The sequence below is a fragment of the Candidatus Sungiibacteriota bacterium genome, assembly GCA_016432465.1.
Lineage (GTDB): Bacteria > Patescibacteriota > Minisyncoccia > Sungbacterales > HO2-52-23.
In genome coordinates this window covers 252,886-274,673 of record CP066690.1, presented here as the reverse complement: position 1 = coordinate 274,673, position 21,788 = coordinate 252,886, and the positions used below count along the sequence as shown (strand labels likewise).

Below are 21,788 nucleotides of genomic sequence, written 5' to 3'. Positions count from 1 at the left end.
TTTTGCCCAGGTGTCGGAACTTGGTAGACGATCTAGGTTGAGGGCCTAGTGGCCGTAAGGCCGTGCGGGTTCAAATCCCGCCCTGGGCATTAAGGCGTGGAGGTATGCCCCGCCACTAAATTTGCACTTTTGTTTTCGGTGGAGCCGGTGCAAATTTTAGTGCGGGGTTCAAATCCTCTCCCGCGCAATGAGCGAAGCGAATGAGCAGGGAAGCAACGCACCTGCGTGCGTTGCGTGAGAATTTGAAGACCGCAGGGATGTTTTGCGAGCAGTTGGCGAGCAAAACCGCGAGGGGCGGCCTGCGACCGAGCCGGCGGAAGCCGGCGAGAATTGTAGGCAAGTCCTCTCCCGCGCACCAGTACGGAAAGAATAAAAGAAAAACCCCTAATCGCAATTTTATGAATAATAAACTATTAATTCCGGTTTTTATTATTGGTGCCATAGCCGTTGGTTATTTTTTGGGAATAAGTAATAAGTCTACCAATACTCTAGGGGATATTTCGGCCAAGAAAACCGTAATGTCTCATAGTGATAAAAGTGGTTCTAGTAATTCTGTAATACCCGTGGCTCAACATATCCATGCCATTACCTATGACTCAAGGGGAAATCTACTTTTAGGAACACATGGCGGACTATTCAAGAGCAACAATGACGGCAAAACTTGGCAAAAGGTTTCGGTAAAAGGAAGTATCAACGCTGATGATTGGATGAGTATTGTGGTTGACCCCCGAAACCAGAAAACAATTTTTGCCGGTGGGCATGATTTAGGTGTCATAAAAAGTATTGACGATGGTATTACCTGGATGCGTTCTGATGAGGGAATAAAGGGTACGGATATTCATGGCTTGACGGTTAATCAACGTAATCCCGATTTACTTTTTGCCTACTCTGTTGATAATGGGGTGTTCAAAAGTAAAGACGGCGGCGTTTCGTGGAAGCGTATGGATGACGGACCAGAGAATCCCGGGGTAAGGTCGTTTGTATACATGGCGGTACAAACTTCGATGGATAAATCTATGGGCTGGGATAATTGGGGTCTCCTCTTGGCGGGAACGGCTGACGGCGTTTCCCAATCTTTTAGTTGTTTTTGCGGCTGGACAAAAACAACGAATGTTTTTGACAACACAACAGTTTATACGCTCGCCACTCTTCATAAAGATTTAACTATTATGTATGCGGGCACGCAAGCTGGGGCTTGGAAAACAACTGATGCTGGACAAAACTGGAAAAAACTCGACGGTCTTAATGGTATCAAGATTACTGCTATTGCCATCAATTCTAAAAATTCTGAAGAACTTACTGTTTCTAGTGAAGATGGTATAATCTATCGAAGTTCAAACGCTGGCGAAAGTTGGCAAAGAACTAATTAAGCCGCCTCATGCCAAAGGCAGATCCGCCTTTGGCGGACAAGAAAAACGAATTGGCGATTTTGAAAGAAGAAAAGAAAAACTTTTAATCATAGAATTTATAAGATTTAGGCCAAGAAACAGCAGAAATGCTGATTTTTTTGTTTGCTTGACTTATAGCTCCTAATATGCTATACTAAAAGCATTATCGGACTCCTGAAAAACCGGTAATCTCTGCGGTAATTGTGCCGTAGAGAATACAGTACCTTGAGGAGGTGCAAGATGGTGATTGCCCTTAACGCCATCGTGGCGTACCTGCTGAGCGGTGTGGCGCTGAAGCTGTTGTGGGGATGGTTCATGGTTCCTACACTCGGCCTTCCAGTGATCTCATTGGTGCAGGCCATTGGCGTCGGGATCGTCATCAGTTTCCTGACGCAACAGCACATTCCCCGGGACAAGGATGAAGCAAAGGAACTTCTCATTTACGAAGTCATCAAGCCCGTGCTCGCCATCGCTGTCGGATGGGTTGTCCATCTATTCATGTGATAGGGACTGCGTTCCCGTCATTTCACCATCACGAGCCCTTTGCGGAACACGTTTCTGCACGGGGCTCGTACTTTTTATATAAATGAAATCGTTGCAATTTTCATAAAAATTAGTTATTCTTTAGATATTAGTTTTTTGGATTTTTGGATTGAATACCGCCAAAGAACTCGGAGAAACAATCATCCCAAAAATCACTAAATCAAAAAACCGCAGTGGCGAACCACGCGGTTAATTTTTGAATTACCAACCTTCTCTGAGATATAGTTCATGGGCTGCCTTCAACCACAAAAGAATTGTTTCCATTCCCGAGGGTAGTAAGTGTTGGAGGAATTGGTAATCAAGAAAATAGTAACTTCTCTCGCCGTTTCTCCCCAGCAGCAGATCGTATTTAATGGCGTGAGATAAACCTACAAATATAATTTCTGGTCTTTCTCTTCTTAGTATACTCAAACCGAAGATATCTCTCCGAATGGTGGTATAGAACTGATGGAACTCGCTCCAAGGTATTCCTACAAATTCTTTGGTAACCAATCTTGGATTATTTTTGTTTTTAAGCACCCATTCCAGCGCATTTGGGTGCTCAATATTTATTACCCGAAATCCGTTTTCCAAAAGCCATAGCGTCACTGCGCCCCAGGTTTGAAGTAGCTGGTCTCTGAAGGTTTCTAACCTCGCTATCACTTCTTCTTTGGGTATTTTCCCCTCAATTGTTCCGCGCTCTCTGAACTCTTTAGCGGCACCATGAAAAGCCATGATACAGTCCAACCCTTCCACGGGAAGTATCTCTACAGCTGCAGTACCCTGCGGCTGATCTGCTTTTAATTTCTCAAGGGTCTTTTTGACAAGGTTTAGGGCCTTAGCGTCTTCATGAACGTAGCCAATGATAATTGGGTCATACCCGCTATCTCGTAGAAAACCAATTGGTTGTTGGGGATAGATTTGAGTAAAGAGCGGTCCAAGCTCTTTCTCAAAACAATCTGCTGGCATTTTCCATTTTTCCCTATCTCCTACCTCTTCTCCAACCCATATTATGTTCGGCGAAAGACTAGAAAACTTATTCAAAGAACACCTCCTTGGTGCCGTCCGGCTGATTATAATATACCACAACAGTTAACTCTTGTAAATATGGGATGTTCTTTTAGGTATCCGTAGCTAATACAAGACTATTTCATAAGTTTGAAGTAATTAAAAAATTAGTATAGACTAAAGTTGTTTTTGTTTGCCGGGTTAGCTCAGCGGTAGAGCGCTGCCCTGAAGAGGCAGGCGTGCCCAGTTCGACTCTGGGACCCGGCACAAGAAAAATTTTGGCGGGGTGAAGTAGAGTGCTGCCCCGAAGAGGCTGGCGTCGGGAGTTTTCCCTGTTTGTCCAAAATTTTGAGCACCTGCGATAAAATTTTGGCAACAAACAGCAACCCCGTTAAATTGCGCAGCAATTTGTGCGGGACGATTCCGACCTCCGGCATACATTATTATTTGCGGCCATGGTTTAGTGGTAGAACGGTTCCTTGCCAAGGAACAGACGCGGTTTCGATTACCGCTGGCCGCAACTCTTTAACTTCGTTAAGCATTTTAACTATGAAAATATTTTTAGATGATCTTGTTGAAACCGAAAGGAAAGACTGGAAACCCGAAGGTTGGGTTGGCGTTAAGAATTTCACAGAGTTTCAGGGGGTACTAGAAAAGGCATTGGCAGAGGGAGAAAAAATTGAGGGTTTGAGTTTTGATAATGACTTAGGCGAAGGAGAAATGGAAGGATGGGAGATAGCAAAATGGTTAACAGAAACACACCCTGAAATATTTGCTGAAAATCCAGAGTTACGAGTGCATTCTGCCAATCCTGAAGGGAGAAAAAGTTTAGAGCATTACTTTGGCCTAGGACACGAACACTTTAGAGAACTCATTGATGCGAAGGAACGTCCCCATCCCTGGGGAGAGATGGAAAGGAAGCGTTAAGAAACCAGGTTACAAACACCATTAACTAACCCGTACAATATTAGACTTTTTACACCTTCGCGCATCAATCGCCGTTTCTATTTCAGAAATCCCTGCCCATCCGTAGCTTTAGCGGAGGCGGGTTGCGGGTTCTCCTCCTTCGTCCCGTCAATGGCGGGACTTCGGAAGGACACAGTAACATCGTTCTATTCCCCGCTTGCCCTGCCGTAGCTTTATGCGAAGGCGGGTATAGGGAAGTGGAGCTTTTTAGTGCAGAGAAATAAAATCTTCTGAAAAAGAAACGGTTTTTTGGTGATTCGGCGGAGGTTCCAACGTCCGTTTACTTATTGCGGCTTATTGTGGTAGGATGTTTTTAGATCAAATATAGTCCACAGGAGGATGAAAAAAATGCAGAACGTTAAATATGAGCATTTGACCGACTTACAACGAAGAGCGCTGGATGAAGCTGACCAGGTCTCGAAAAATGCCTATAATCCGTATTCGCATTTCTATGTTGGAGCTTGTCTTGTTTCTGCAGACGGACAACTGATTTCTGGGGCAAATTTTGAAAACGCCGCCTACGGTTCAACGATCTGCGCTGAACGATCTGCCGTGTTGCGTGCGAATGCAATGGGAGTAAGACGATTCCGCAGTATTGCCATCATTACCCGAGGTGAAAATTTTGAGACGACAGAAGTTACGGGGCCGTGTGGTAGTTGCCGGCAGGTCCTATATGAAATCTCGCAAATCTCTGGATACGACTTGCAAGTAGTTCTTTCGACAACGAAAAAAGATAAAATAGTCGTTGCCACGATCGGAGAACTGCTTCCCTTGGCATTTGGGCCAATAGACTTAGGGATAGAAATCAGCAAGTATTAAATAAATACAGAGCCCCACCTGAGGGCTCTTTTTTCATGCAAGACAGGTTCTCACATCGTCTATAAAAGTGCACTTTAAATCCACAGGCTCCGGGCCTGTGGATTTTGAGGTGGCTATGGTCGTGGTATACTTCATGCCATGAGACCACTATTTCTTGGGTTACTATTTCCCAGCATCCTCCTTGTTTCTGCGCCAGCTGTATTTGCTCAGGAGTATGCCGCCTTGGTACCGGTTGAACCATCCATCTCCGCTTTTGTGGCCAGCCCCACTACCACTCTTTCCGGAGGCTTGGTTGATTTCTCCTGGACCATGCAGAATGCGGGCGGCTATTCCTTTTTAATTACATGTCAAGCCGGAATTAAACTAAAATATATAAATGGCAGTGTTTTTCCTTGCGATACCAAGGTTTCTACTACTCTTGTTGTAAACGATCTCATACGGGTAATAATTTCGAACGTAAGCGGAGGCACTAAAACCATAACTGCGCGGCTGATTCCTAAAAATGCGTCAGGAGATGATCGTGATGCTTTGGCGCGGGATATTAGTATAAACGTTTCTACGGCTCCCCAAACCCTTACCAGTTTTTGGGCTTCGGCCACCACAACCCTGCCCGTAGTCCCGGTAACTATTAATTGGACCTCGCAGGAGATTGAAGGAGTCAACCTTCAGATTGAGTGCCAATCCGATATCAAAGTCAACTCTCCAAGCTACACCGCCGCTTACAATATTCCTTGCAACACCCCTATTTTTACAACACCACTCGGGCCCTCGTCGTCCTTAAGTCTTAATTTTACCAATTCCTCTAAAGTCCCCCTGTCTTATAAATTAACCCTGCTTCCGGCTATTACCCTGACTCCCACCCCCACTTATGATGCTCTCCATGCGCTTGATCTTACTTTAACCATAGCCTCTGATGTTATTCCCGATCCTTCAATTGATTATTTTTTGGCATCAACCACGGTTGTTGAATCTTACAAGCCGTTAAATATCAGCTGGTCCACTGTTAATGCTAAGGGCGCGAATCTTAAAATATCCTGCGTAAACAATATTACTGCGACTAGTAGTCAGACCAGCGCACTCTTTCTTCTCTGCGGCGACTTTTATGTTTTCACGAACGATTTAAACTCTTCGGGCACGCTAAAACTATTTTTCCGGAACCAAAATAAGACTTCACAGAATGTAATACTTACTCTGATTCCTGCTAAAAAACCGGGTGAGTATTACTCCATACTCGCAAAAAGTGTTGCTTTGACAGTGCTTCCCGAAGGCACTGTGATTTCTACGGCACTATCCGTACCTCCTCCGGCGCCGACCCCAACGGTGGGCGTATCCACGCCAGCGCCCCTCTCTTCCGGTGCGGCAGCCAAGGTTATTTTTACGCAAGTTCTGCGGAGGGGCTCGCGTGGGCCGCGGGTTAGCGCGCTTCAGGAATTTTTGAAAAAAGACCCGGTTTTGTATCCGGAAGGACTTGTGACCGGTTTTTTCGGTCCAGCTACGGAGCGAGCTGTACAGCGGTTCCAGAAAAAATACGGCATTGTCAGCAGCGGCACTCCGGTTACTACAGGATACGGAACAGTAGGTCCGAAAACACGCGCAAAACTAAACGAGCTTCAATAATCCAACCCCTTGAGGTTTACAAAATAGCACGTTTGTGCTATCCTTGTTTTGGTTCGTTTTGGGAGGGGAAGTCATGCTTGAGTTTTTGGGATATTGTTTCCTTGGCATTTTCGGGTTTTTCCTTCCGCGGTTTATCCTTGGATTAATAGCTTGTTGGTTTTTTGGGGGCTGGTGGCTGGTACTCCTTATCCCGGTAACTATAGCTGGATTAATTGTGGACTTGTTGAATTAACTTTGGGTTCGCTTCACACGCTAAGGAGTCTTTGATGGGAATGACTGTTGAGCAAATTAACGAATGGAGGTTAAGACGACTCAAGGTAGATGGTAGATGGACTAGTGGAGAAGATTTGCTGGATTGCATATTTGAGGCCATGTCTGGTGTTGGTCCTTGCAATGGGCAGTGGAATAGACAACCAACAGTAAAATGGAGCTACATCAGATTAGTAGAAATTGCTTGTGAATATTTCAGAGAACATATAGATATCAACCTATTGCGTAAGTTCTTACATTATCTGCTTGTTCCGTCCCTTTCGGGAGGCATCACTTTTCTTACCCCGGACCAAAAATGTAGATTTGCAGGACAACTTGCTTGGATGCTGAATCTTCCAGGGTTTGTAACGACAGTAGCAACTTTTTTGGCTCCTTTAGGTGCACGCATGCCGGATACTGACACGGTTGCTACAGATTGGCTAGAAGCAAGAAAAGAATATAAAAGAAGAAGATAACCATCACTATAGCCGCATGACTTGTTCTGCGGCTTTAAATTTATTTAAGCTATGTTCACTTGATAGTTCCGCGGCAGCTCTGCTGCGTGGAGCGTCGTTCGTAAAAAACCACCCGCTTAGTATGGGTGGTTTTTTGGTCTTTTAAAAAACGGCAGGAAAAAGCCGTGTGCATGCTCTCCCGGAGGTATCCTCTTTGCAAGATAACCCCAAGGGTCAAGCGGCATACTAGCCCCGCTTTTCATACGCACTAATAGATACTGATGGATGCAAACCCCCAGAATACATCTGCGATCTTCAAGGTCTTCCTCCTTAAATCTTCCGCTTTTTACTAAAAAAGTTCTTAACAGGAGATTAAGTACTGTACAGCATTGATTTGTGTCCGTCATCGTCCAAATTCTATCCACATCTTTACGAAACAAGATCCACGGAGTGATGAATATCTGCCCGGGTTTTACAAAAAACCGCTGCCGTAGGAGAAAGAGTACGGTTTTAACAAATTCCAGATCACTGGCTGCTGTACGATTTGTTTCTTCAATGATTTGTTTGAGTTCCTCACCCACCTCTTTTGGTGTTTTCACTCTTCGCAAGTTTGGAACTACAAACTGGGCAAGTCCAAAAACAACAAAGATGTAGACCAATATGCCAACAATAAATATTTCAAAGAACCACACCTAGTCTTCACCTTCGTAAGCCGGATTTTACCCATCTTAAGTATAAAAATACCGTAAGTCAATACCCTATTACGGGCTATTGACAACAATGTATAAAGGAGTTATACTTTAATAGGGTACAAATGGGGGTGAGAACCAATGCCCAGGCTTAACAAAATGCAGAAAAGACTATTGAATGTGGTAAAGACTGTTAGTAAGAATGGTGGTAATTACGGTTTTCCCTGCAGAGACTTTTTTAATTCGAGCGATAGAAAGAAGGTTTTAACCCCAAAATTTAGAAAACTATTACAGGAAACAGTAACCCAAATAAATCCAAACTATAAAGTCTCGTACGGTCCCGGGTGGGCGCTAAAAATGCCTGCAGGACCAGCTATTTATGTGCAAGACGGCACGGATTATTGGAGCATATACTAAAGTAATTGTAAGGTGCGGTGAGATAATATCAACCCGCTTTTTATTTTCAATGTTTGCGTCATCACTTTGTTTATGGCGCTTTTTTATTTGGAGCGGCTTCGCCGCGAACCGGACAATTTCAAGTTTTTCTTCTTGACTTGAGCTTGTCGAAAGTTGGCGGCAAATTCTTTTATGAAAATCCATTATCAAAATTTAGAAAAAAAGAAAGGCGCCGTACCCGAAGGTCGTGCGCCTGAATGGATTTGTTTCGGTTTTTCATCCGAAATGAGTCTCCCTGCCATAAGGGATCAATCCCTTTTCTAGGAGGATTTTATTCCACTTCTCCTGCTGCTCTTCGTTCAGCCCCTCGGAATAGGTTGGTTCCTGTTCCGGGTCGAGATGGAGGTGCTCGTAACAGCAGTCGCAAGAGATGAGTTGGCCGTGGCAGAACGGGCACTCTTCCGTGTCGCATCCAGGCTCATGAAATTTACCGACCTCAACACCGCAATCGTGGCAGGTTTTTTGCGTCATAGTTCTCAACCCCCCTTTCAATGTTCAAGTTTCCACGATTCCCTCGTGGTAGGGGTTTTCTACCACCACTTTCGCCAATACTTAATCCTAACATAATCACAGCAAAAAGTCAAGCCAACGGAGCCGCACGAATGACAATTTTCCGCCCCCGCTCTCACGAGCTACGGCGGACAAGCAAGTTTTTCTTTGGCGGCATTCAATCCAAGAATTCGCGGGGCGAATACCTAGGGAATAAATGAGTATGACAAAAATTTCAATTTTAGAAAAAGAAAGAGCCCCTAGCAGAAACGTGTTTCGCAAGGGGCCCATGTGCGAGGTTGATGAAAAATCACGCGGAAATTGGCTTTACCGAGAGTTTCTCTCCATACTTTTTCACTTGTGTGGAGAGCCATTGTTTCCAATTTTTCGTGTTTACACCAGCGACGCTCACCTTTTTGAGATTCGGGTGTTGTTCGAGCAAACTGGCCCTACACTGATCAGCATAGAGCACAATGTTCTCGGCGGGTTCAATTTCGTGTCCCACCATGAAGCTTGTGATGTCAAAAACACCCTTCATGAGGCGAGGAGAAACGTTGATTCGCGTGATTACGCTCAGAACATCTCCGAGGTGAAACTTTCTCATCTGCATAAACTCCGCTCCTTTCTGTTTGGAATGTGCTATCAAGCCGACATGGCTCGATTACCATGCTATCACAAGGATAGCATATACACAAGGATAGCATATATGGCACGCTATGTCAATCTTAACAAAAAATTAACGTTTCCGGTGCTAGTTGTTTCCTAATTCGTATGATTAAAAAGTTTCTTTTCCCCAAATTAAAATGCAGTTCGAGCCGATGTTTTTAATAGATTTTTTGGTAGTTTTTATCGGCGTGGCGGAGCCACTCATTTTTGTCCCGCCACACCAGATATTACTAAACCACTTACGATCGTAAGTGGTTTAGTAATATCGGTCGGTCAAATTCCCAAAAGTCAGATTGTGGTGCAGTATTCTTGAATTAGTCCTAACCGCTTTCGCCCGCTCCGACTCGTCGGGGATGAGGCGAGCCGCCTGCGGCGGCGAGGAAGTCCCCCCGCCTGCGTGGCCGAAGCCACTTCGGCGAGGCGGAGGCCCGCGAAAATTCGGAAAGGCGGCGTCTGCCCGCCGACCTGTCCGTCAAAGCTTCAGCGTCGGTGGAAGCCTCGGCGCAGGCGGGGAGCCGCACCGACTTGTCCGTCCGAAGTTTTACTGTGTCCTGCCGAAGTCGTAGACGGAGGAGGAGCGAAGGGGGATGACAATTTTCCGCCTCCGCTCTCACGAGCTACGACGGACAAGCAAGTTTTTCTTTGATGGTTAAATTCCAGCTCTTTTAAAAAAGAAATCGGGTCCCAATGAAAGTTTATTACGAGACCCGATTTAGACAAATTGTCTTTCTTGGTAGGAGAAGTTTTTCACCTCGCTACCATCGGTGTTGAAGTTCACTTCAGCTTCCAGTTTCTTCCCCGCAAGAACCAGAGGAATCCACTTACTGTCCGCGACCCACATTCCTTCAAACGGAAGTCGCGAAACTGAAAACCAGCTCGGCTTCATTTCTTCTGATTCACAAGGTTCACCTTCCCAATTTCTTGCCAAGAAGACATGGCATTCAAAGAGCTGACTGCTGTCGAAGTAGAATCTCACTAAAGCTACCTGCTCGAGAGCGTCCTCAACGACTGATAAACCCGATTCTTCTCTCAGCTCTCTTACAGCGGCGGTTCGCGGTGATTCCTTTTCGGCAACTTTACCACCATAGCCATTCCACTTTCCTGCTCCGAAGCCCCGCTTCTTCATGGCCAGAAGAACTGAATCATCGCGTAAGCAAAAGCAAAGTGTAGATAATTTCATGGTTCACTTCCTCGTTTTGAGTGTTCTAAAAAAGAGTATTACAAACTATTGAGAATAAAACAACCATCATCGTCGAAAAATCTTTATGAAAAAATTTTCTTCCCCCCAAAAATTAAAATATGCTTCGAGTCGATGTTGGTGTCCGGGGCGAGACCCGAACTCGCACGGAAGTCTGTTTTGTTTCTGGTGTTTTTCTTAAGTATCCTCTTCTCTTAAATCTTTTGGCAAATTTTTGCAAAACTTGACAGACTTTTAATAAACTAATATAATAGCAGAGCAGTCTCAAGGACTGTGCAGTTTAACAAAGGAGGCGGAAAATGTCGCTATTTGACAAGCTACTTGGCAGACCTACTACGTTGGGTGAGTTTATCTCAAAATGTCAAAAACAAGGACTGAAAGATGTCCAAATTTGCTATGAATCATATGACGACGACAATATGTTTGGGCTTCCAAACTACCATGCCATGGTTTTTATTGAGGCGGGTGAGATGAAACTAAAATTAGCAGAATTTGTCCACGCTAGATCTGGAGACCTTTACACGACCGTTGTAGGTAAAGCAAAAGCTGAAAGAGAAGCAGTGAAAGAAGCCCTCGAAACATACAAGAGATTATTGGCTTCTGGTTTCAATGTAACTTTTAGGGGCACATCTTTTTCTGTTGAATTCGTAGAAAAAGAGATCAACGATTATACCGTATCTATTCAAGAAACATGTCGTAAGTATGGTGTAACCGAATCTCTTGCAAGTGTCGCTAGGGCATAATTTTTTATCGCCAACTCCCGTTGGCTTTTTGTTATCTAAGTTTTTTCTTTTCTTCTTTCGAAATCGCCAATTCGTTTTTCTTGTCCGTCACAGCTTTAGCGACGGCGGAACGAAGGCGGATGTTTTTCTCTGGGTTCTTTTGCGGTTTTGCCCGGGGCGAGACTCGAACTCGCACGGAGTTTGCCTCCAAGGGATTTTACCCAGCACTACGTTGAGTGCTGGGTACCCTGCACCCTACGTGGTGCAGGGTAAGTCTCGTTATGCCCGGGGCGAGACTCGAACTCGCACGGAGTTTGCCTCCAAGGGATTTTAAGTCCCTAGTGTCTACCGATTCCACCACCCGGGCAAGGTTCTGTATCTGTCTTAGATTGGTACAGCTAAAATTTTGAGGCATGGGCGGGAATTGGTTTCGCTTTCGTCAGCGAAACCCCTGGGAAATTCTTAACGCTCGCACTGGCCCGCCCGGCTCGCTAAATTTCCCGCTGACGCCAAGCAATTGGCGTCAGCCCGCGTATAGGAGTTTTGTTCCCGATTTGTCCAAAATTTCGATCCCGACCAGTCGGGAGAAGAAATTTTGGCAACAAATCGCAATCCCGTAGGTAGACGGCGGCTAAAGGCGCGAAGGGGATTTGCACCCCTGAATAGCGGTTTTGCAGACCGCTGCGTTAGCTACTTCGCCATCGCGCCGCCGTCTACCAGCGGGACAGACTCCCGTGTCAGCCACAACGCCGTTATAGTTCTTTTTTCCGCTTCAGTTCCGCCAGCGATTTTTCTACTATCTCGCGCCGTATTTCTTCCCTATCAATTTCAAAATTGATTTTTGGAATTGGCCGCTGACGTAGAGTCCGGTTTATTCTCTGTTGTATATTATAAATGTTTTTAGCTAAAATTTCGAGTATGCTTTGTTCAGCGCCGCCATATACAGAAATAAATATTGTTGCGTACTGGCGGTCCGGAGATACCGCCACGCGCGTAATTGTCACAAAAGTATTTTCCGGAAACTCAACTTCGCGTTCCAAAATTTGGGAAAGTTCTTCCTGCAGAAGGTCATTTAGTTTTTCTACCTTTCTTTCAGACGGCACGTTGCGTTGTTTCCTCGGTATAAATAATTAGTACGTCTCCTTCCTGAATAGTAAGAGGGGAGTCAATAAGCGCGCCGAACTCCGACCCTTTTTCCACCTCGGCCACGTCTACTTTGTTATGCTGCAGCTGAAGTATACGGCCCCCGCCAACAATGTTTTTGTCTCTTTGAATTTCAACCGGTGTTTCCTTGCGTATAGCGCCCTCTTCAATCCGTCCGCCCACGATCTGTTTATTTCCATCTTTCTTGAATAATTTCAAAATCTTGGCTCGTCCAATATCCACGCGTTTTATTTCGGGCGGTATTATTTCTGTAATCCGTTTTTTCACCTCGTCCAAAACCTCATAAATTATTTCGCCCATCACCGTGTGAATATTGGCGTCTTTGATAAGATCCCGGGCGGAGGCGTCAATTTTAACCTTAAATCCTATGATGGTTACAAGTTTGGTGGCGATCGCCAGCTTGGCATCCGACTCGTTTACGTCGCCGACTTCACTCCGGATAATATTGATTCCCACCGCATCGGATTGAATTTTTTTAAGTTCTTCCTCCAGCACTTCTTTTGACCCTGCTACATCAGCCTTAAGGATAATGTTAAAGATGGGTTTTTCCTCGCCTTCCACGTGTAAGTAAATTGGTTTTGCTTTTATTTCTTCTTCGGGCAGCGCTTGGACGTATTTCTCTGCTGCGCCCCGGTTTCCAAATGCCCGGAAAGAATCACCCACGGCAGGCATTTGGGAAAGTCCGGAAACTAAAACCGGTGAGGAGGGTAAAACTTCGCTGGCGGGTTGACCGCGAAAATCTTCCAGAATTTTAATTGTTTCCACTGACCGTCCGACAACAAGCACGTTTTGTTTTTTTAAGGTTCCGTCCCGTACAAGAAGGGTGGAGGTGACGCCTCGTTTGGGGTCGCGGTGCGCTTCAATTACAACTCCCTCGGCTAATTTTTCCGGATTGGCTGATAACTCTTCAAGTTCCGAAGCAAGAAGTAAAACCTCCAGAAGCTCCTCCATGCCCTGTCCGGTTTTGGCGCTCACCTCAACCGCAGGAATCTTACCGCCGTAAGACTCAACCAATACTTCTTCTTTGGCAAGGTCCTGTTTTACCCGTTCAGGATTTGCTTCCGGCCTATCAATTTTGTTTAGGGCAACAACAAAAGGAAGTTTATTTTCTTTTATGATTTCTATGGCTTCTTTGGTTTGCGGTTTCACTCCTTCCTCCGCCGCCACGACCAGAATTGCAAGATCAGCGACCCGGGCGCCACGCGAGCGCATTTTGGAAAATGCCTCGTGTCCTGGCGTGTCAATAAAGGTGACCCTTTTGCCGTTGTGCTCAACTTCATAGGCGCCGATATGCTGGGTTATTCCGCCGGATTCCTCCTCAACTACTTTTGTTTGTCGGTACCAATCCAGAATCTTTGTTTTTCCATGATCAATATGACCCATTACTACGACCACGGGCGGTCGTCTATTTTGGTTTTCGGTTTCGTTTTTCTTCATGGTTATTTTTTGATCGCTTCCTCGAGAACCCTTTTCTCCTCTCCCGACAAGGGTTGTTGGGTTTTTCCTCTCTCAACTTTTTTGGCATAAATCCGTACCCCTTCGCGCATATAAAGTGAGGAGATTACGATGCCGTTATTTTCACGATCAAGCATAACCACCACAAAACTGTTATCTCCGCCCGTATCCTGAAAGGGATTAAATCGCAAAAATCCGACTTTCTGCACGCTGATTTGCGAGATTTCTTCTGTCAATTTTAGTCGCGGTTCAAGCTCTTCTATTTTTATCTCGGTTTTGGTTACCCGTCGCACAAGCTCCTGTAGTGTTTCCGTCCCGCTCTTGGTTTCTTTACCCCCAAAAAGCAACAGCACCTTTTTTCTTAAGTCGTAAAAAAACCAGCCCAGTACAATCACTCCGGTAAGCGCAAAAATAGCTATAACAAAAAATATATTCATAGGTTTAGTGAAAACCTTGAGACAAGTTCAAAAAACTGTCTCAAAGTTTCCACAGTCGGTGGGAGAGGGATTTGAACCCCCGATCCCGCTAAAGCGGGATACCGCATTTCGAGTGCGGCCCATTCAACCGGACTCTGGCATCCCACCCCAAGGTTATGTCTGACAGAATATCATGATTTTTAATTTATTTCAACTTAAATCCGCGCCAGAGGCACGGATGTTATCATGATGACTATTTATCCCCCCACCCTCCTAGAAGACCCCGCAGTTTGCTGCGGGGATGAATGGGTGCCGTATAAATCCTTCCCGCAGGGTTCAAAACCCCGTGGGAAGGTGGGGGGATTTATTTGGACAGGAGGAGGGAGCAATCCAACACTCCCAGTGGTCAAGCTTCCAAACCAAACCAACTCCGGAGAAGTGATTATGCGATGGTCTTTCGGGAACAATTTGGGTAATCATTCTGACATCAACTTCCGGTAGGACAGGTTTAACCAGAAATCCAATCTCAAAAATTTGGCGATTATCTTCATGGGGTCGTATTTTGTATTCAAGGTTAGGACGCAAAGCCCCAAAGAGATAATGGTCAAGGCCGAAGGTGGCGTTTAGCGTTTGTCGTACGGGATTTAGCCGAAGCTTAAACTCCACTTTCTCATAGTTCAGATTCAACTTGAAGGACGGGGTGATTATTCCGTCCAAACTATTCTCTTGTATTTTGTGTCCGTCAGTGTCAACGCCGAATTTAAATCTTGCCTGAAATCTGGTTGGTTGCCGAAGTTCTTTAGAGCTCGGCGCCAGAAGCACATCTGTTCTCCCGTCATCTTTTCTGATAACCAGCTGGTCTCGTACAAGATATTTAAGGTTTCTATCAAGCCACCGGGCAATATCTTTTACAAATTCAAGCTCACCAAAAAAATCTTGAAGACCCCGTTGGCAGGCGTTTCGTACAAAACCGGGCATTTTCTGGTCAGGCAGGGTTACTCTCCGCTCATTATACAAGTCAGATATATCTCGCACCGACATGTCATTAAGTTTCTGATCCGTTTTTTCCACACAAAGCGTTAACGCTCGCCCGCCAAAGCCGGCTAGAGAAGGATTTTTTTCAGACTTATCACCCTGACCAGCGGCATAGGTATATAAAATATCCGGAAGTGCGAAGCTGGGACCGGCTCCGGCCGCAAAAAGTAAAAGAACAAGGGCTAGAATGCGTTTTATCACGTCATGCCCCTTAACAGAGTTTCAAGAATTGTAGCAGTAAACTATCTTTAGCGCAAGCTAAGAGGTTGTCGGATGGCAGTTTGAGCACGTTTACCCCGCCCTTGCGTGCAAGAGCGGGGTCAAAGGGCGTGATTTATCCTTTTTTGATAATAACCCGAGTTAGGGTTCTCATGGCTTCGGGATCATCATAGGGCGAGAGCACTATCCTAAAATCAGGGAATTTTCGCAAGACAAGCATCTCTGCCTTCAGGGCCGTATTTTCTTTAATGTCAAAAAACTGTGACTCCAGGGGATAAAAAATAAGTGTTCCTTTGTGTCTAAGCACCCGCAATCCTTCATTGATAGCAAGTAACCCTTCAAAGTAGTTCTTAATCATAAAAGGAACTCCAAAAATAGAAACCACATAATCAAATGATTCATCTTTAAACGGAAGCGCCTGTCCGAAGGCCCTTACGGTGCGTCTTAGGGTTATTTGAAAGGCCTCAAGTTCGGGACTGGTTTGACAACAGGCCGTAGCATAAGCGAATAGTCCGTAATAGCGTGAAATAGACTCGGTTAAGTCCGGCTCAACAGAGAATACTTTTATTTCATGCGCCAACCATGCTTCTTTGGCAAAATAAAGACCACCGGCGCCGATGTCTAAAATCCTTTTTCCGTATAGCTCCCCAAGCGCGATTCCTAATTTTTCAAGATAGCGTTTTAGGTTGGGCGTGCGTTCATCCGACTCCACGGGTTCCATGAATAACCTTTTTCAAAGACTACTGCTTGAAGACTAATATAAAAACCATCCCTCTGCCAATGGCAGAGGGATGGTTTTTATGGGAATGTATCTTTATGAGTCCGCTCGAACCTACTTTGTCAAAAATTCCTAAAAAATTCTAGCTACTCAACGCCTCCGCGTCCCGCCAAAGGCGGGGCTACGCCCCAACAAAATTTTCTTTACATTTTTGATTTTTCGCGCGCGCCAGATTTTTTTCTTCTAAAAGAGAAAGAAAATTTTGTTTCGGCGTTCTGCCCTAACGGGCAGGCGGAGGCTCGTGCCAATGTCCTGCTCGGACGGCGCGGCATTCCGCCCCCCAACCCCCTCCTGCCGCGCCGTCCTCGCTCTGCCTCTTGACTCAATCGCTTTAGTTTGCTAAAGTGGCGGTAATGTTTGAAGAAATTATTAAAATCACTGGCCGAGAAAAAGGAACGACAAGTATCGTTCTGGTTGGCGTGCATGGTGATGAAAAATGTGGACTGGAAGCATTGGAAAAAATTTTACCAACCCTCGAAATTGAGCGCGGGGTAGTTTTATTTGGCTATGGAAACCCACGAGCGGTTGAAGCTAATAAGCGATATGTAGGGGCCAATCTAAATAGAATGTTCAATCGCAATGAACAATTTTCAGAAAAGGAAAAAGAGAGTTATGAATATAGTCGCGCTCAATTTCTAAAAACCTATTTGAATAAAGCCGAAGCACTTTTGGATATACACGCGAGTCGCACGTCGACGAGCAAACCTTTTGTTATTTGCGAAGCAAATGCAACAGGGATTATTAAGTATTTGCCAGTTGAACGCATTGCGTCCGGCTTTGATCAAATAGAGCCTGGCGGCACCGACTACTACATGAATAGTATCGGCAAAATAGGGATTTGCATTGAGTGCGGCTTTCTCGGCAATCCTCAATCAGAACAGATTGCAGAAAAAAGTATTTTCGCATTTCTTAAGGCTCGTGACCACATTGCAAATGATCTAATGCCACAAAAACAATCGTATATACGAATGTACGATTTGTACAAAACAAAAACCAACAAATTTATTCTTACAAAATCGTTTGATGATTTTGAAGAAATGTCGAAAGGACAAGTTATCGGAGTAGATGGAACCCAAGAAATAAGAGCCGAGAAAGCCGCCGTTATTCTTTTTGCCCGAAACCGAGAAAAAGTTGGTGAAGAAGCCTTTTTGTTTGGAGAAAAGAAAAACAGCCTTGCGTGAAATCACGCAAGGCTGTTGCGTTAGGGAGCGAGCAATTCTTTGAGGCCATCGAGGTTGCGACCCAGAACTACTCTACCGTCTTCGCCAGGATAGTTTGCAAGAATACGATAGCCCAACTTGTTGGTGTACCACAAGAAGGTTTCGGAAGACTCCGGGCTCTGCCTCGTTCTGACTATTCCAACTTTCAAGTCTTGTGCAAGAAAGTCCTCGAGACGGCGCGTGACCATCGCTTTTGCTATTTTGCGCCCACGATAGGCAGAAAGGACGCCTACTTCATCCTGATATGCGACCAGCTCCGTGGGTTCGTATGCAAGTTCGGCGCCGAAAGAAACGCCAAGCTTTGCTTCTAGGTCGATGATGGTTATTGGGTAACCCCAACAAAAACCGATGACCGAGAGATTGCTTATGGCAAGCCAACATGAAGCTTCTAGTGTAATCTCGTGATGAAGATCGCAAACTACTTGTTCGCGTGGCCAGAAGTCCACGAGTGGCGTATTGCAGTGGCGAAACCTGTTTGAGGCAAGAAAACTTCTATCTCTCGTACCCCAATATTTTTGACACTGCGGACACTTGAGCCATTCGTGCCACGGCCCATCTGCGAACACATCACGGTAGCACTCCACGAGTTGTGCCGTGAGTTCGTGCTCGCCACCATTAGGTGAGTACCGAACCAGCGAGATGTTTTCCATTGCTTCCTCCTTTTTTAAGGAACTATGTTTGCCGTTTTGTCATGGGTAGGCAAACGTAAACCCCCTCCAATTACGGAGGGGGTTAGCTTCATGCGAAAAAAAAAATACATTAAGACAACCCTCTCCGTGTTTGGATAGAGTTGTGATGATGAAGTTTGCTGATAATTGTTCTGTAGCCGCCTTCTTTTCCGTTCAACCACTTTGCAACACGAGCAACGGTAGTAGAACTCAAGCCGGTTTCACTTTCGATTACCGAATATGGTACTTTTTCCGTCAGCATTTCGGCGGCTTTCAATCGTTTAGCAAACTCCTCAATTTCTTTTTCGGTCATCAAATCACGCAAAAATCGTCTGGCCTCGTCGTCTGTTTTGAGAGCCAGGACTGCTTGAATTAACCTCTTGTTTTCTTTGCTTTTCCAGTCCACACCGCCACTTTAGCAAACTAAAGCGATTGAGTCAAGAGACAGAGCGAGGACGGCGCGGCAGGAGGGGGTTGGGGGGCGGAATGCCCGCCGCCGCCCTCGCTTCGGAAAAATTCGCGCCGACAATCAGGGATGGGCGTTGAGGGAATCGATTTTGTTTGCTTCTTCAGCAAACCCGGGGTTCGCTTTCACAATACGCTCGTAAACTCGCGCTGTGAATGTAGCGAGCCCGTAAAAAGCAAAATCTTTTGCTTTTTACCCTCGGCAAAATCCTGGGTTCGCAAAGAGTGAAGACATTCACTCTTTGCTCCCCGTTCGATTCCCCACGCATTTAAGACAGAACAAAATTCCCCGCAAGGGAGAATTTTGTTCTGTCTAAGAAGATGATGGGATTCGAACCCCCGCTCTTCTCGGCCTGCCCCGTTAGAAATTTGGGCAGTGTAGGAATCGAACCTACAACCTTCTGTGTGTAAAACAGACGTTCTGCCATTGAACTAACTGCCCAGCTTGATTTCTAACGGGGTGAATAAACGAGACACTCTACCACTGAGCTAAGCACCCATAAATCTAACGGAGTGAATAAATGACGTTTTACCAAGAGGTCGTCTAAAAACTCTGTTTCGTAGCGAACCTGTTCATTGATGGGAGGGTTAAACCCCGACGCGCCTTGCGGTCGGGGCCCCGACCCCCGAGTAAAGTCGGGGCGTCGGGGCTAAACACCCCCACTTTTCTCCCTTTGTAGTTTTTGATAGTAGGGATGTAAAAATCTTTCTTCCAGCTCCTTAATTTCTTTCCCTGTAATGACACAGGCTAAATATTTTTCTTCAAGATCTCTAAGCCGTGCTGCTGTCGTAGTGTCAAGCTCTAATATCTCTTCGGCATCGGCAAAAAATTTACTAAGTTCGGGGGAGTGTTTGGAGATATGCAGCAATTCCATAGTTCCCAAATGGATTCCGTGGTTTGGGAATTCTTTAAGATGTTCTTCTTCTTCTTCCAGCGCGCGATCAAGTTTCTCGAGCGTCGGTTCTTCTCTGTTTTCTTCAGATGGTACATGTTCGGATTTTTGCATAGTGGACTTAATGGGTCATTAACCGAATATATACGCACCTTGTCACAAAAATTACCAAATAATTATGTGGGGAAATTGCTATAAATCCTCCCATGTATTAAACTTGCCACCGCTGTATTAATATGTTTATATTAACATATCTTATTTGAAAAGGCTAAAAAAGGAAAACAAAATGCGTTTACTAATTACCGTGAGAATCCCCAAAAACATAGTTCTTGAACTTGATGGTTACCGCAAAAAATATAATCCGAGTGGAATTTCGCATTCATCCGCACATATTACTCTTGTTCCGCCATTTGTTTTACGAGCAGGCTTGATACCGCTGATAAAAGATATCACGCTCTGCCTTGAGGAGTTCGGACCATTTCGAATGCGAATTGATGGACTGGGCTGGTTTGATAACAGAGTTCTTTTCGCAAAATCAAGTTGTCCCGCAAAATTACAAAGGCTTCACAGCTTACTTAAAAAGCTTGTCCAGAAAAAACATCGGATGGGGGCTCGAAGCACATATTGGGCTTTTTCAAAATACAACCCGCACATAACCCTCTCCAAAGATACGGAACGAAACATCCAACGATATAAAAAAGAATTAAAAGGTTTTCGATATACAAGAACTTTTACTGTTGACGGGGTTAATCTTTGTGTTCAAAGAAGAGATGGGCGGTGGATTTTGAGAAAAGAATTTTTATTCAAAAAAAGAAAACAAAAATCACGATGAATAATTGTGATTTTCTTTTTGTTCGATTAAGCACTGCGTAGTGGGCGTTGCAAGGATTGAACCTGCGACCCTTACAATGTCAATGTAACGCTCTGCTTCACCCTCCTACCTTTGAAATGGGCGTACAAGGATTTGAACCTTGAACCTTCTCTACGTCAAAGAGACGCTCTGCCATTGAGCTATACGCCCCTGTATCAAACGAATTTGTTTTAACTTGGGGGGGTGGGTGTATGTCCAAAGATGGGAAGGCAGGCCCCGACCCCCGACGTAAAGTCGAGGCGTCGGGGCTAAACGCCCCCCTGCGCCTTCTGCGAGTATTAATAACGTATCATGAAAATTTATCAGTTGCAATTTAAAACTCGCTTTAAGCGAGTTTTTCCGATTTTGTTTTTTCATAACCGCGGGTTACCGGAACTTCTGCGGCGCCCAGACCAAGTTGTCTTCCGTCAAAATACCCAGGAATTTGAGCGGCGAGGCCCAGTTCCTCACAGCGAAGTTCGTTTAAGATTCGCCAAATGTTGTACTCGTCGTGTGAGCCGAGACTAAAATGTGAGCTTGCCTTTATTGTATAGTAACGGAAGAAATCCGTTGCTAAAGTTGGAGCATGCGGAGACTCGCCAAAGCGTTCGCGAAATTCTGGATCGCGCGCAAATTGTCGCGCAAAGTAGTCCTCTACACCGTCAGTAACATTTACTTTTCCAGAATGAGTAAAAAAATTCCAGACATCGGATGATCCTAGGAAGTAAAAAGCGTCAAAGCGGCCGCCTAAATTACTTTCTCCGTCTTCCGTAAGTATGCGGAGCCACATTCGGAGATAGTCACCACCGCGCGGGGGCGAGAGCTTATTTAACGAGTCTATGTCTATTTCGTGCTTCAGTCCTTTTTCCAAAGAAAGAAGATGGGCATGCCTTTTCAAAAGGCCCCGGCCTTCACGTGACTCCAGCTGATAAAGCGTAGGGTTCAAAATCCAGAATCTGTTGCCCCACTGTTGAGTCAGGCGTTGGGCGGTATGGTGTGCAACTTCTATGTTGGTCCGGCTCCATCCTCCGCCGCGGCTGGAAATGGGACAACTTAGATAAACAACTAGTTTTTCTGCGGCCTTCGCGCGTTCTATGTCGCCCACAATAAATTCAATATGTTTTTCAAAAAGTTCAAACCAAAGCCCGGTTTGCCACTCAAGCCTAAAGGGAAAAGGAGACCACTCTTTTTTACGCCCACGGCTTCGCGCAAACTGGACCGGAAACCCTTGTTGTATGAATTTCGGGACCTCTTCCACCAATGTACCTGTAGTTTAATCGTGCTGTGGGGGAGCTTACTATATAAGGAAGGGGGTGTCAATCGTTCCCTTGCGCGGCAGTCCGCAGTCCGCTATGCTAAATAAAATTCTTGACAAGTAGGG

At 45.3% G+C, this 21,788-nt stretch carries 23 protein-coding genes and 8 tRNA genes; 12 read left to right on the top strand and 19 right to left on the bottom strand.

Translation table 11 applies throughout. The features are described from left to right. Window positions 1–4 precede the first annotated feature (4 nt). The 3 genes from HYW89_01370 to HYW89_01360 all read left to right on the top strand — a co-directional run bounded on the left by HYW89_01370 (window position 5) and on the right by HYW89_01360 (window position 1,892). Window positions 5–89: transfer RNA gene (locus tag HYW89_01370), tRNA-Leu, on the top strand. A 309-nt stretch (window positions 90–398) separates the two neighbouring features. Beyond that, the gene (locus HYW89_01365; GenBank protein QQG45561.1) at window positions 399–1,370 is read left to right on the top strand and encodes a hypothetical protein; all 972 of its coding nucleotides are present in this window, start codon (window positions 399–401) and stop codon (window positions 1,368–1,370) included. Between the two features lie 258 nt (window positions 1,371–1,628). Then, window positions 1,629–1,892, top strand: coding sequence for a hypothetical protein (locus tag HYW89_01360; protein ID QQG45560.1), 264 nt, complete (start codon window positions 1,629–1,631; stop codon window positions 1,890–1,892). A gap of 240 nt (window positions 1,893–2,132) precedes the next feature. On the opposite strand, the gene HYW89_01355 is transcribed toward HYW89_01360, so the two are convergent. Beyond that, window positions 2,133–2,954, bottom strand: a complete 822-nt coding sequence (locus HYW89_01355) for a hypothetical protein (protein ID QQG45559.1) — start codon at window positions 2,952–2,954, stop codon at window positions 2,133–2,135. A 159-nt stretch (window positions 2,955–3,113) separates the two neighbouring features. Between HYW89_01355 and HYW89_01350 the strand changes: the two genes are divergently transcribed. The 6 genes from HYW89_01350 to HYW89_01325 all read left to right on the top strand — a co-directional run bounded on the left by HYW89_01350 (window position 3,114) and on the right by HYW89_01325 (window position 7,045). Then, window positions 3,114–3,185, top strand: a tRNA-Phe gene (locus tag HYW89_01350). Between the two features lie 182 nt (window positions 3,186–3,367). Next, window positions 3,368–3,438 (top strand) — tRNA-Gly (locus HYW89_01345). A 29-nt stretch (window positions 3,439–3,467) separates the two neighbouring features. Next, window positions 3,468–3,845, top strand: a complete 378-nt coding sequence (locus HYW89_01340) for a hypothetical protein (GenBank protein QQG45558.1) — start codon at window positions 3,468–3,470, stop codon at window positions 3,843–3,845. Between the two features lie 387 nt (window positions 3,846–4,232). Continuing rightward, a complete protein-coding gene (gene cdd, locus HYW89_01335) occupies window positions 4,233–4,703 on the top strand; it encodes a cytidine deaminase (protein ID QQG45751.1) in 471 nt (156 codons plus the stop codon). Window positions 4,704–4,841: 138 nt separating this feature from the next. Then, window positions 4,842–6,320, top strand: coding sequence for a peptidoglycan-binding protein (locus tag HYW89_01330; GenBank protein QQG45557.1), 1,479 nt, complete (start codon window positions 4,842–4,844; stop codon window positions 6,318–6,320). Window positions 6,321–6,586: 266 nt separating this feature from the next. Next, a complete protein-coding gene (locus tag HYW89_01325) occupies window positions 6,587–7,045 on the top strand; it encodes a hypothetical protein (GenBank protein ID QQG45556.1) in 459 nt (152 codons plus the stop codon). Window positions 7,046–7,161: 116 nt separating this feature from the next. Here the strand turns inward: HYW89_01325 and HYW89_01320 are convergent, their stop codons facing one another. From HYW89_01320 to HYW89_01305, 4 genes are all read right to left on the bottom strand, one after another. Next, the gene (locus HYW89_01320; protein QQG45555.1) at window positions 7,162–7,716 is read right to left on the bottom strand and encodes a hypothetical protein; all 555 of its coding nucleotides are present in this window, start codon (window positions 7,714–7,716) and stop codon (window positions 7,162–7,164) included. A 669-nt stretch (window positions 7,717–8,385) separates the two neighbouring features. After that, window positions 8,386–8,649 (bottom strand): hypothetical protein, encoded by a 264-nt coding sequence (locus tag HYW89_01315; protein QQG45554.1) that lies wholly within the window; start codon window positions 8,647–8,649, stop codon window positions 8,386–8,388. A 319-nt stretch (window positions 8,650–8,968) separates the two neighbouring features. Then, entirely contained in the window at window positions 8,969–9,262 is a 294-nt protein-coding gene (locus tag HYW89_01310; GenBank protein ID QQG45553.1) for a hypothetical protein, read from the bottom strand. A 774-nt stretch (window positions 9,263–10,036) separates the two neighbouring features. Continuing rightward, on the bottom strand, window positions 10,037–10,504 hold the full coding sequence (locus HYW89_01305) for an 8-oxo-dGTP diphosphatase (protein QQG45552.1): 468 nt from the start codon (window positions 10,502–10,504) through the stop codon (window positions 10,037–10,039). A gap of 317 nt (window positions 10,505–10,821) precedes the next feature. On the opposite strand from HYW89_01305, the gene HYW89_01300 reads away from it, so the two are divergent. After that, window positions 10,822–11,265, top strand: a complete 444-nt coding sequence (locus tag HYW89_01300) for a hypothetical protein (protein QQG45551.1) — start codon at window positions 10,822–10,824, stop codon at window positions 11,263–11,265. Window positions 11,266–11,526: 261 nt separating this feature from the next. On the opposite strand, the gene HYW89_01295 is transcribed toward HYW89_01300, so the two are convergent. The 8 genes from HYW89_01295 to HYW89_01260 form a co-directional block, all read right to left on the bottom strand. Then, a tRNA-Leu gene (locus tag HYW89_01295) sits at window positions 11,527–11,611 on the bottom strand. Between the two features lie 268 nt (window positions 11,612–11,879). Then, window positions 11,880–11,952, bottom strand: a tRNA-Cys gene (locus HYW89_01290). A gap of 44 nt (window positions 11,953–11,996) precedes the next feature. Beyond that, on the bottom strand, window positions 11,997–12,347 hold the full coding sequence (rbfA, locus tag HYW89_01285; GenBank protein ID QQG45550.1) for a 30S ribosome-binding factor RbfA: 351 nt from the start codon (window positions 12,345–12,347) through the stop codon (window positions 11,997–11,999). Then, window positions 12,337–13,845, bottom strand: coding sequence for a translation initiation factor IF-2 (infB, locus tag HYW89_01280; GenBank protein QQG45549.1), 1,509 nt, complete (start codon window positions 13,843–13,845; stop codon window positions 12,337–12,339). The genes rbfA and infB overlap by 11 nt, the downstream gene beginning before the upstream one ends. 2 nt (window positions 13,846–13,847) lie before the next feature. Then, entirely contained in the window at window positions 13,848–14,300 is a 453-nt protein-coding gene (locus tag HYW89_01275) for a DUF4446 family protein (GenBank protein ID QQG45548.1), read from the bottom strand. Between the two features lie 56 nt (window positions 14,301–14,356). After that, window positions 14,357–14,447 (bottom strand) — tRNA-Ser (locus tag HYW89_01270). A 168-nt stretch (window positions 14,448–14,615) separates the two neighbouring features. Beyond that, window positions 14,616–15,515: a hypothetical protein gene (locus tag HYW89_01265; GenBank protein QQG45547.1), complete on the bottom strand. Its 900-nt coding sequence runs from the start codon at window positions 15,513–15,515 to the stop codon at window positions 14,616–14,618. 133 nt (window positions 15,516–15,648) lie between these two features. Next, window positions 15,649–16,254: a class I SAM-dependent methyltransferase gene (locus HYW89_01260; GenBank protein QQG45546.1), complete on the bottom strand. Its 606-nt coding sequence runs from the start codon at window positions 16,252–16,254 to the stop codon at window positions 15,649–15,651. A 410-nt stretch (window positions 16,255–16,664) separates the two neighbouring features. On the opposite strand from HYW89_01260, the gene HYW89_01255 reads away from it, so the two are divergent. Continuing rightward, window positions 16,665–17,492 (top strand): succinylglutamate desuccinylase/aspartoacylase family protein, encoded by an 828-nt coding sequence (locus HYW89_01255; protein ID QQG45545.1) that lies wholly within the window; start codon window positions 16,665–16,667, stop codon window positions 17,490–17,492. 20 nt (window positions 17,493–17,512) lie between these two features. Here HYW89_01255 and HYW89_01250 read toward each other — a convergent pair whose 3' ends face one another. The 4 genes from HYW89_01250 to HYW89_01235 all read right to left on the bottom strand — a co-directional run bounded on the left by HYW89_01250 (window position 17,513) and on the right by HYW89_01235 (window position 19,671). Beyond that, complete coding sequence (locus HYW89_01250) at window positions 17,513–18,181, bottom strand: hypothetical protein (GenBank protein QQG45544.1); 669 nt, start codon at window positions 18,179–18,181, stop codon at window positions 17,513–17,515. A 109-nt stretch (window positions 18,182–18,290) separates the two neighbouring features. Next, window positions 18,291–18,605 (bottom strand): hypothetical protein, encoded by a 315-nt coding sequence (locus tag HYW89_01245; protein QQG45543.1) that lies wholly within the window; start codon window positions 18,603–18,605, stop codon window positions 18,291–18,293. Window positions 18,606–19,034: 429 nt separating this feature from the next. Beyond that, window positions 19,035–19,106 (bottom strand) — tRNA-Val (locus HYW89_01240). Between the two features lie 208 nt (window positions 19,107–19,314). After that, entirely contained in the window at window positions 19,315–19,671 is a 357-nt protein-coding gene (locus HYW89_01235; GenBank protein QQG45542.1) for a hypothetical protein, read from the bottom strand. A 172-nt stretch (window positions 19,672–19,843) separates the two neighbouring features. Between HYW89_01235 and HYW89_01230 the strand changes: the two genes are divergently transcribed. After that, window positions 19,844–20,389 carry a 2'-5' RNA ligase family protein gene (locus HYW89_01230; protein QQG45541.1) on the top strand — a complete coding sequence of 182 codons (546 nt, stop codon included), beginning with the start codon at window positions 19,844–19,846 and terminating at the stop codon, window positions 20,387–20,389. A gap of 117 nt (window positions 20,390–20,506) precedes the next feature. Here HYW89_01230 and HYW89_01225 read toward each other — a convergent pair. Both HYW89_01225 and HYW89_01220 read right to left on the bottom strand, forming a co-directional pair. Next, a tRNA-Val gene (locus HYW89_01225) sits at window positions 20,507–20,578 on the bottom strand. 175 nt (window positions 20,579–20,753) lie between these two features. Then, entirely contained in the window at window positions 20,754–21,665 is a 912-nt protein-coding gene (locus HYW89_01220) for a hypothetical protein (GenBank protein QQG45540.1), read from the bottom strand. Window positions 21,666–21,788 lie beyond the last annotated feature (123 nt).

Excerpts from the sequence above, each read along its gene's own strand:
- HYW89_01330 (QQG45557.1), top strand. The coding sequence starts at position 4,842 with ATGAGACCACTATTTCTTGGGTTACTATTTCCCAGCATCCTCCTTGTT.
- HYW89_01360 (QQG45560.1), top strand. The coding sequence starts at position 1,629 with ATGGTGATTGCCCTTAACGCCATCGTGGCGTACCTGCTGAGCGGTGTG.
- HYW89_01255 (QQG45545.1), top strand. The coding sequence starts at position 16,665 with ATGTTTGAAGAAATTATTAAAATCACTGGCCGAGAAAAAGGAACGACA.
- infB (QQG45549.1), bottom strand. The coding sequence starts at position 13,845 with ATGAAGAAAAACGAAACCGAAAACCAAAATAGACGACCGCCCGTGGTC.
- HYW89_01275 (QQG45548.1), bottom strand. The coding sequence starts at position 14,300 with ATGAATATATTTTTTGTTATAGCTATTTTTGCGCTTACCGGAGTGATT.
- HYW89_01260 (QQG45546.1), bottom strand. The coding sequence starts at position 16,254 with ATGGAACCCGTGGAGTCGGATGAACGCACGCCCAACCTAAAACGCTAT.
- HYW89_01305 (QQG45552.1), bottom strand. The coding sequence starts at position 10,504 with ATGAAATTATCTACACTTTGCTTTTGCTTACGCGATGATTCAGTTCTT.
- HYW89_01325 (QQG45556.1), top strand. The coding sequence starts at position 6,587 with ATGGGAATGACTGTTGAGCAAATTAACGAATGGAGGTTAAGACGACTC.
- HYW89_01230 (QQG45541.1), top strand. The coding sequence starts at position 19,844 with ATGCGTTTACTAATTACCGTGAGAATCCCCAAAAACATAGTTCTTGAA.
- cdd (QQG45751.1), top strand. The coding sequence starts at position 4,233 with ATGCAGAACGTTAAATATGAGCATTTGACCGACTTACAACGAAGAGCG.
- HYW89_01340 (QQG45558.1), top strand. The coding sequence starts at position 3,468 with ATGAAAATATTTTTAGATGATCTTGTTGAAACCGAAAGGAAAGACTGG.
- HYW89_01310 (QQG45553.1), bottom strand. The coding sequence starts at position 9,262 with ATGAGAAAGTTTCACCTCGGAGATGTTCTGAGCGTAATCACGCGAATC.
- HYW89_01300 (QQG45551.1), top strand. The coding sequence starts at position 10,822 with ATGTCGCTATTTGACAAGCTACTTGGCAGACCTACTACGTTGGGTGAG.
- HYW89_01250 (QQG45544.1), bottom strand. The coding sequence starts at position 18,181 with ATGGAAAACATCTCGCTGGTTCGGTACTCACCTAATGGTGGCGAGCAC.
- HYW89_01365 (QQG45561.1), top strand. The coding sequence starts at position 399 with ATGAATAATAAACTATTAATTCCGGTTTTTATTATTGGTGCCATAGCC.
- HYW89_01235 (QQG45542.1), bottom strand. The coding sequence starts at position 19,671 with ATGCAAAAATCCGAACATGTACCATCTGAAGAAAACAGAGAAGAACCG.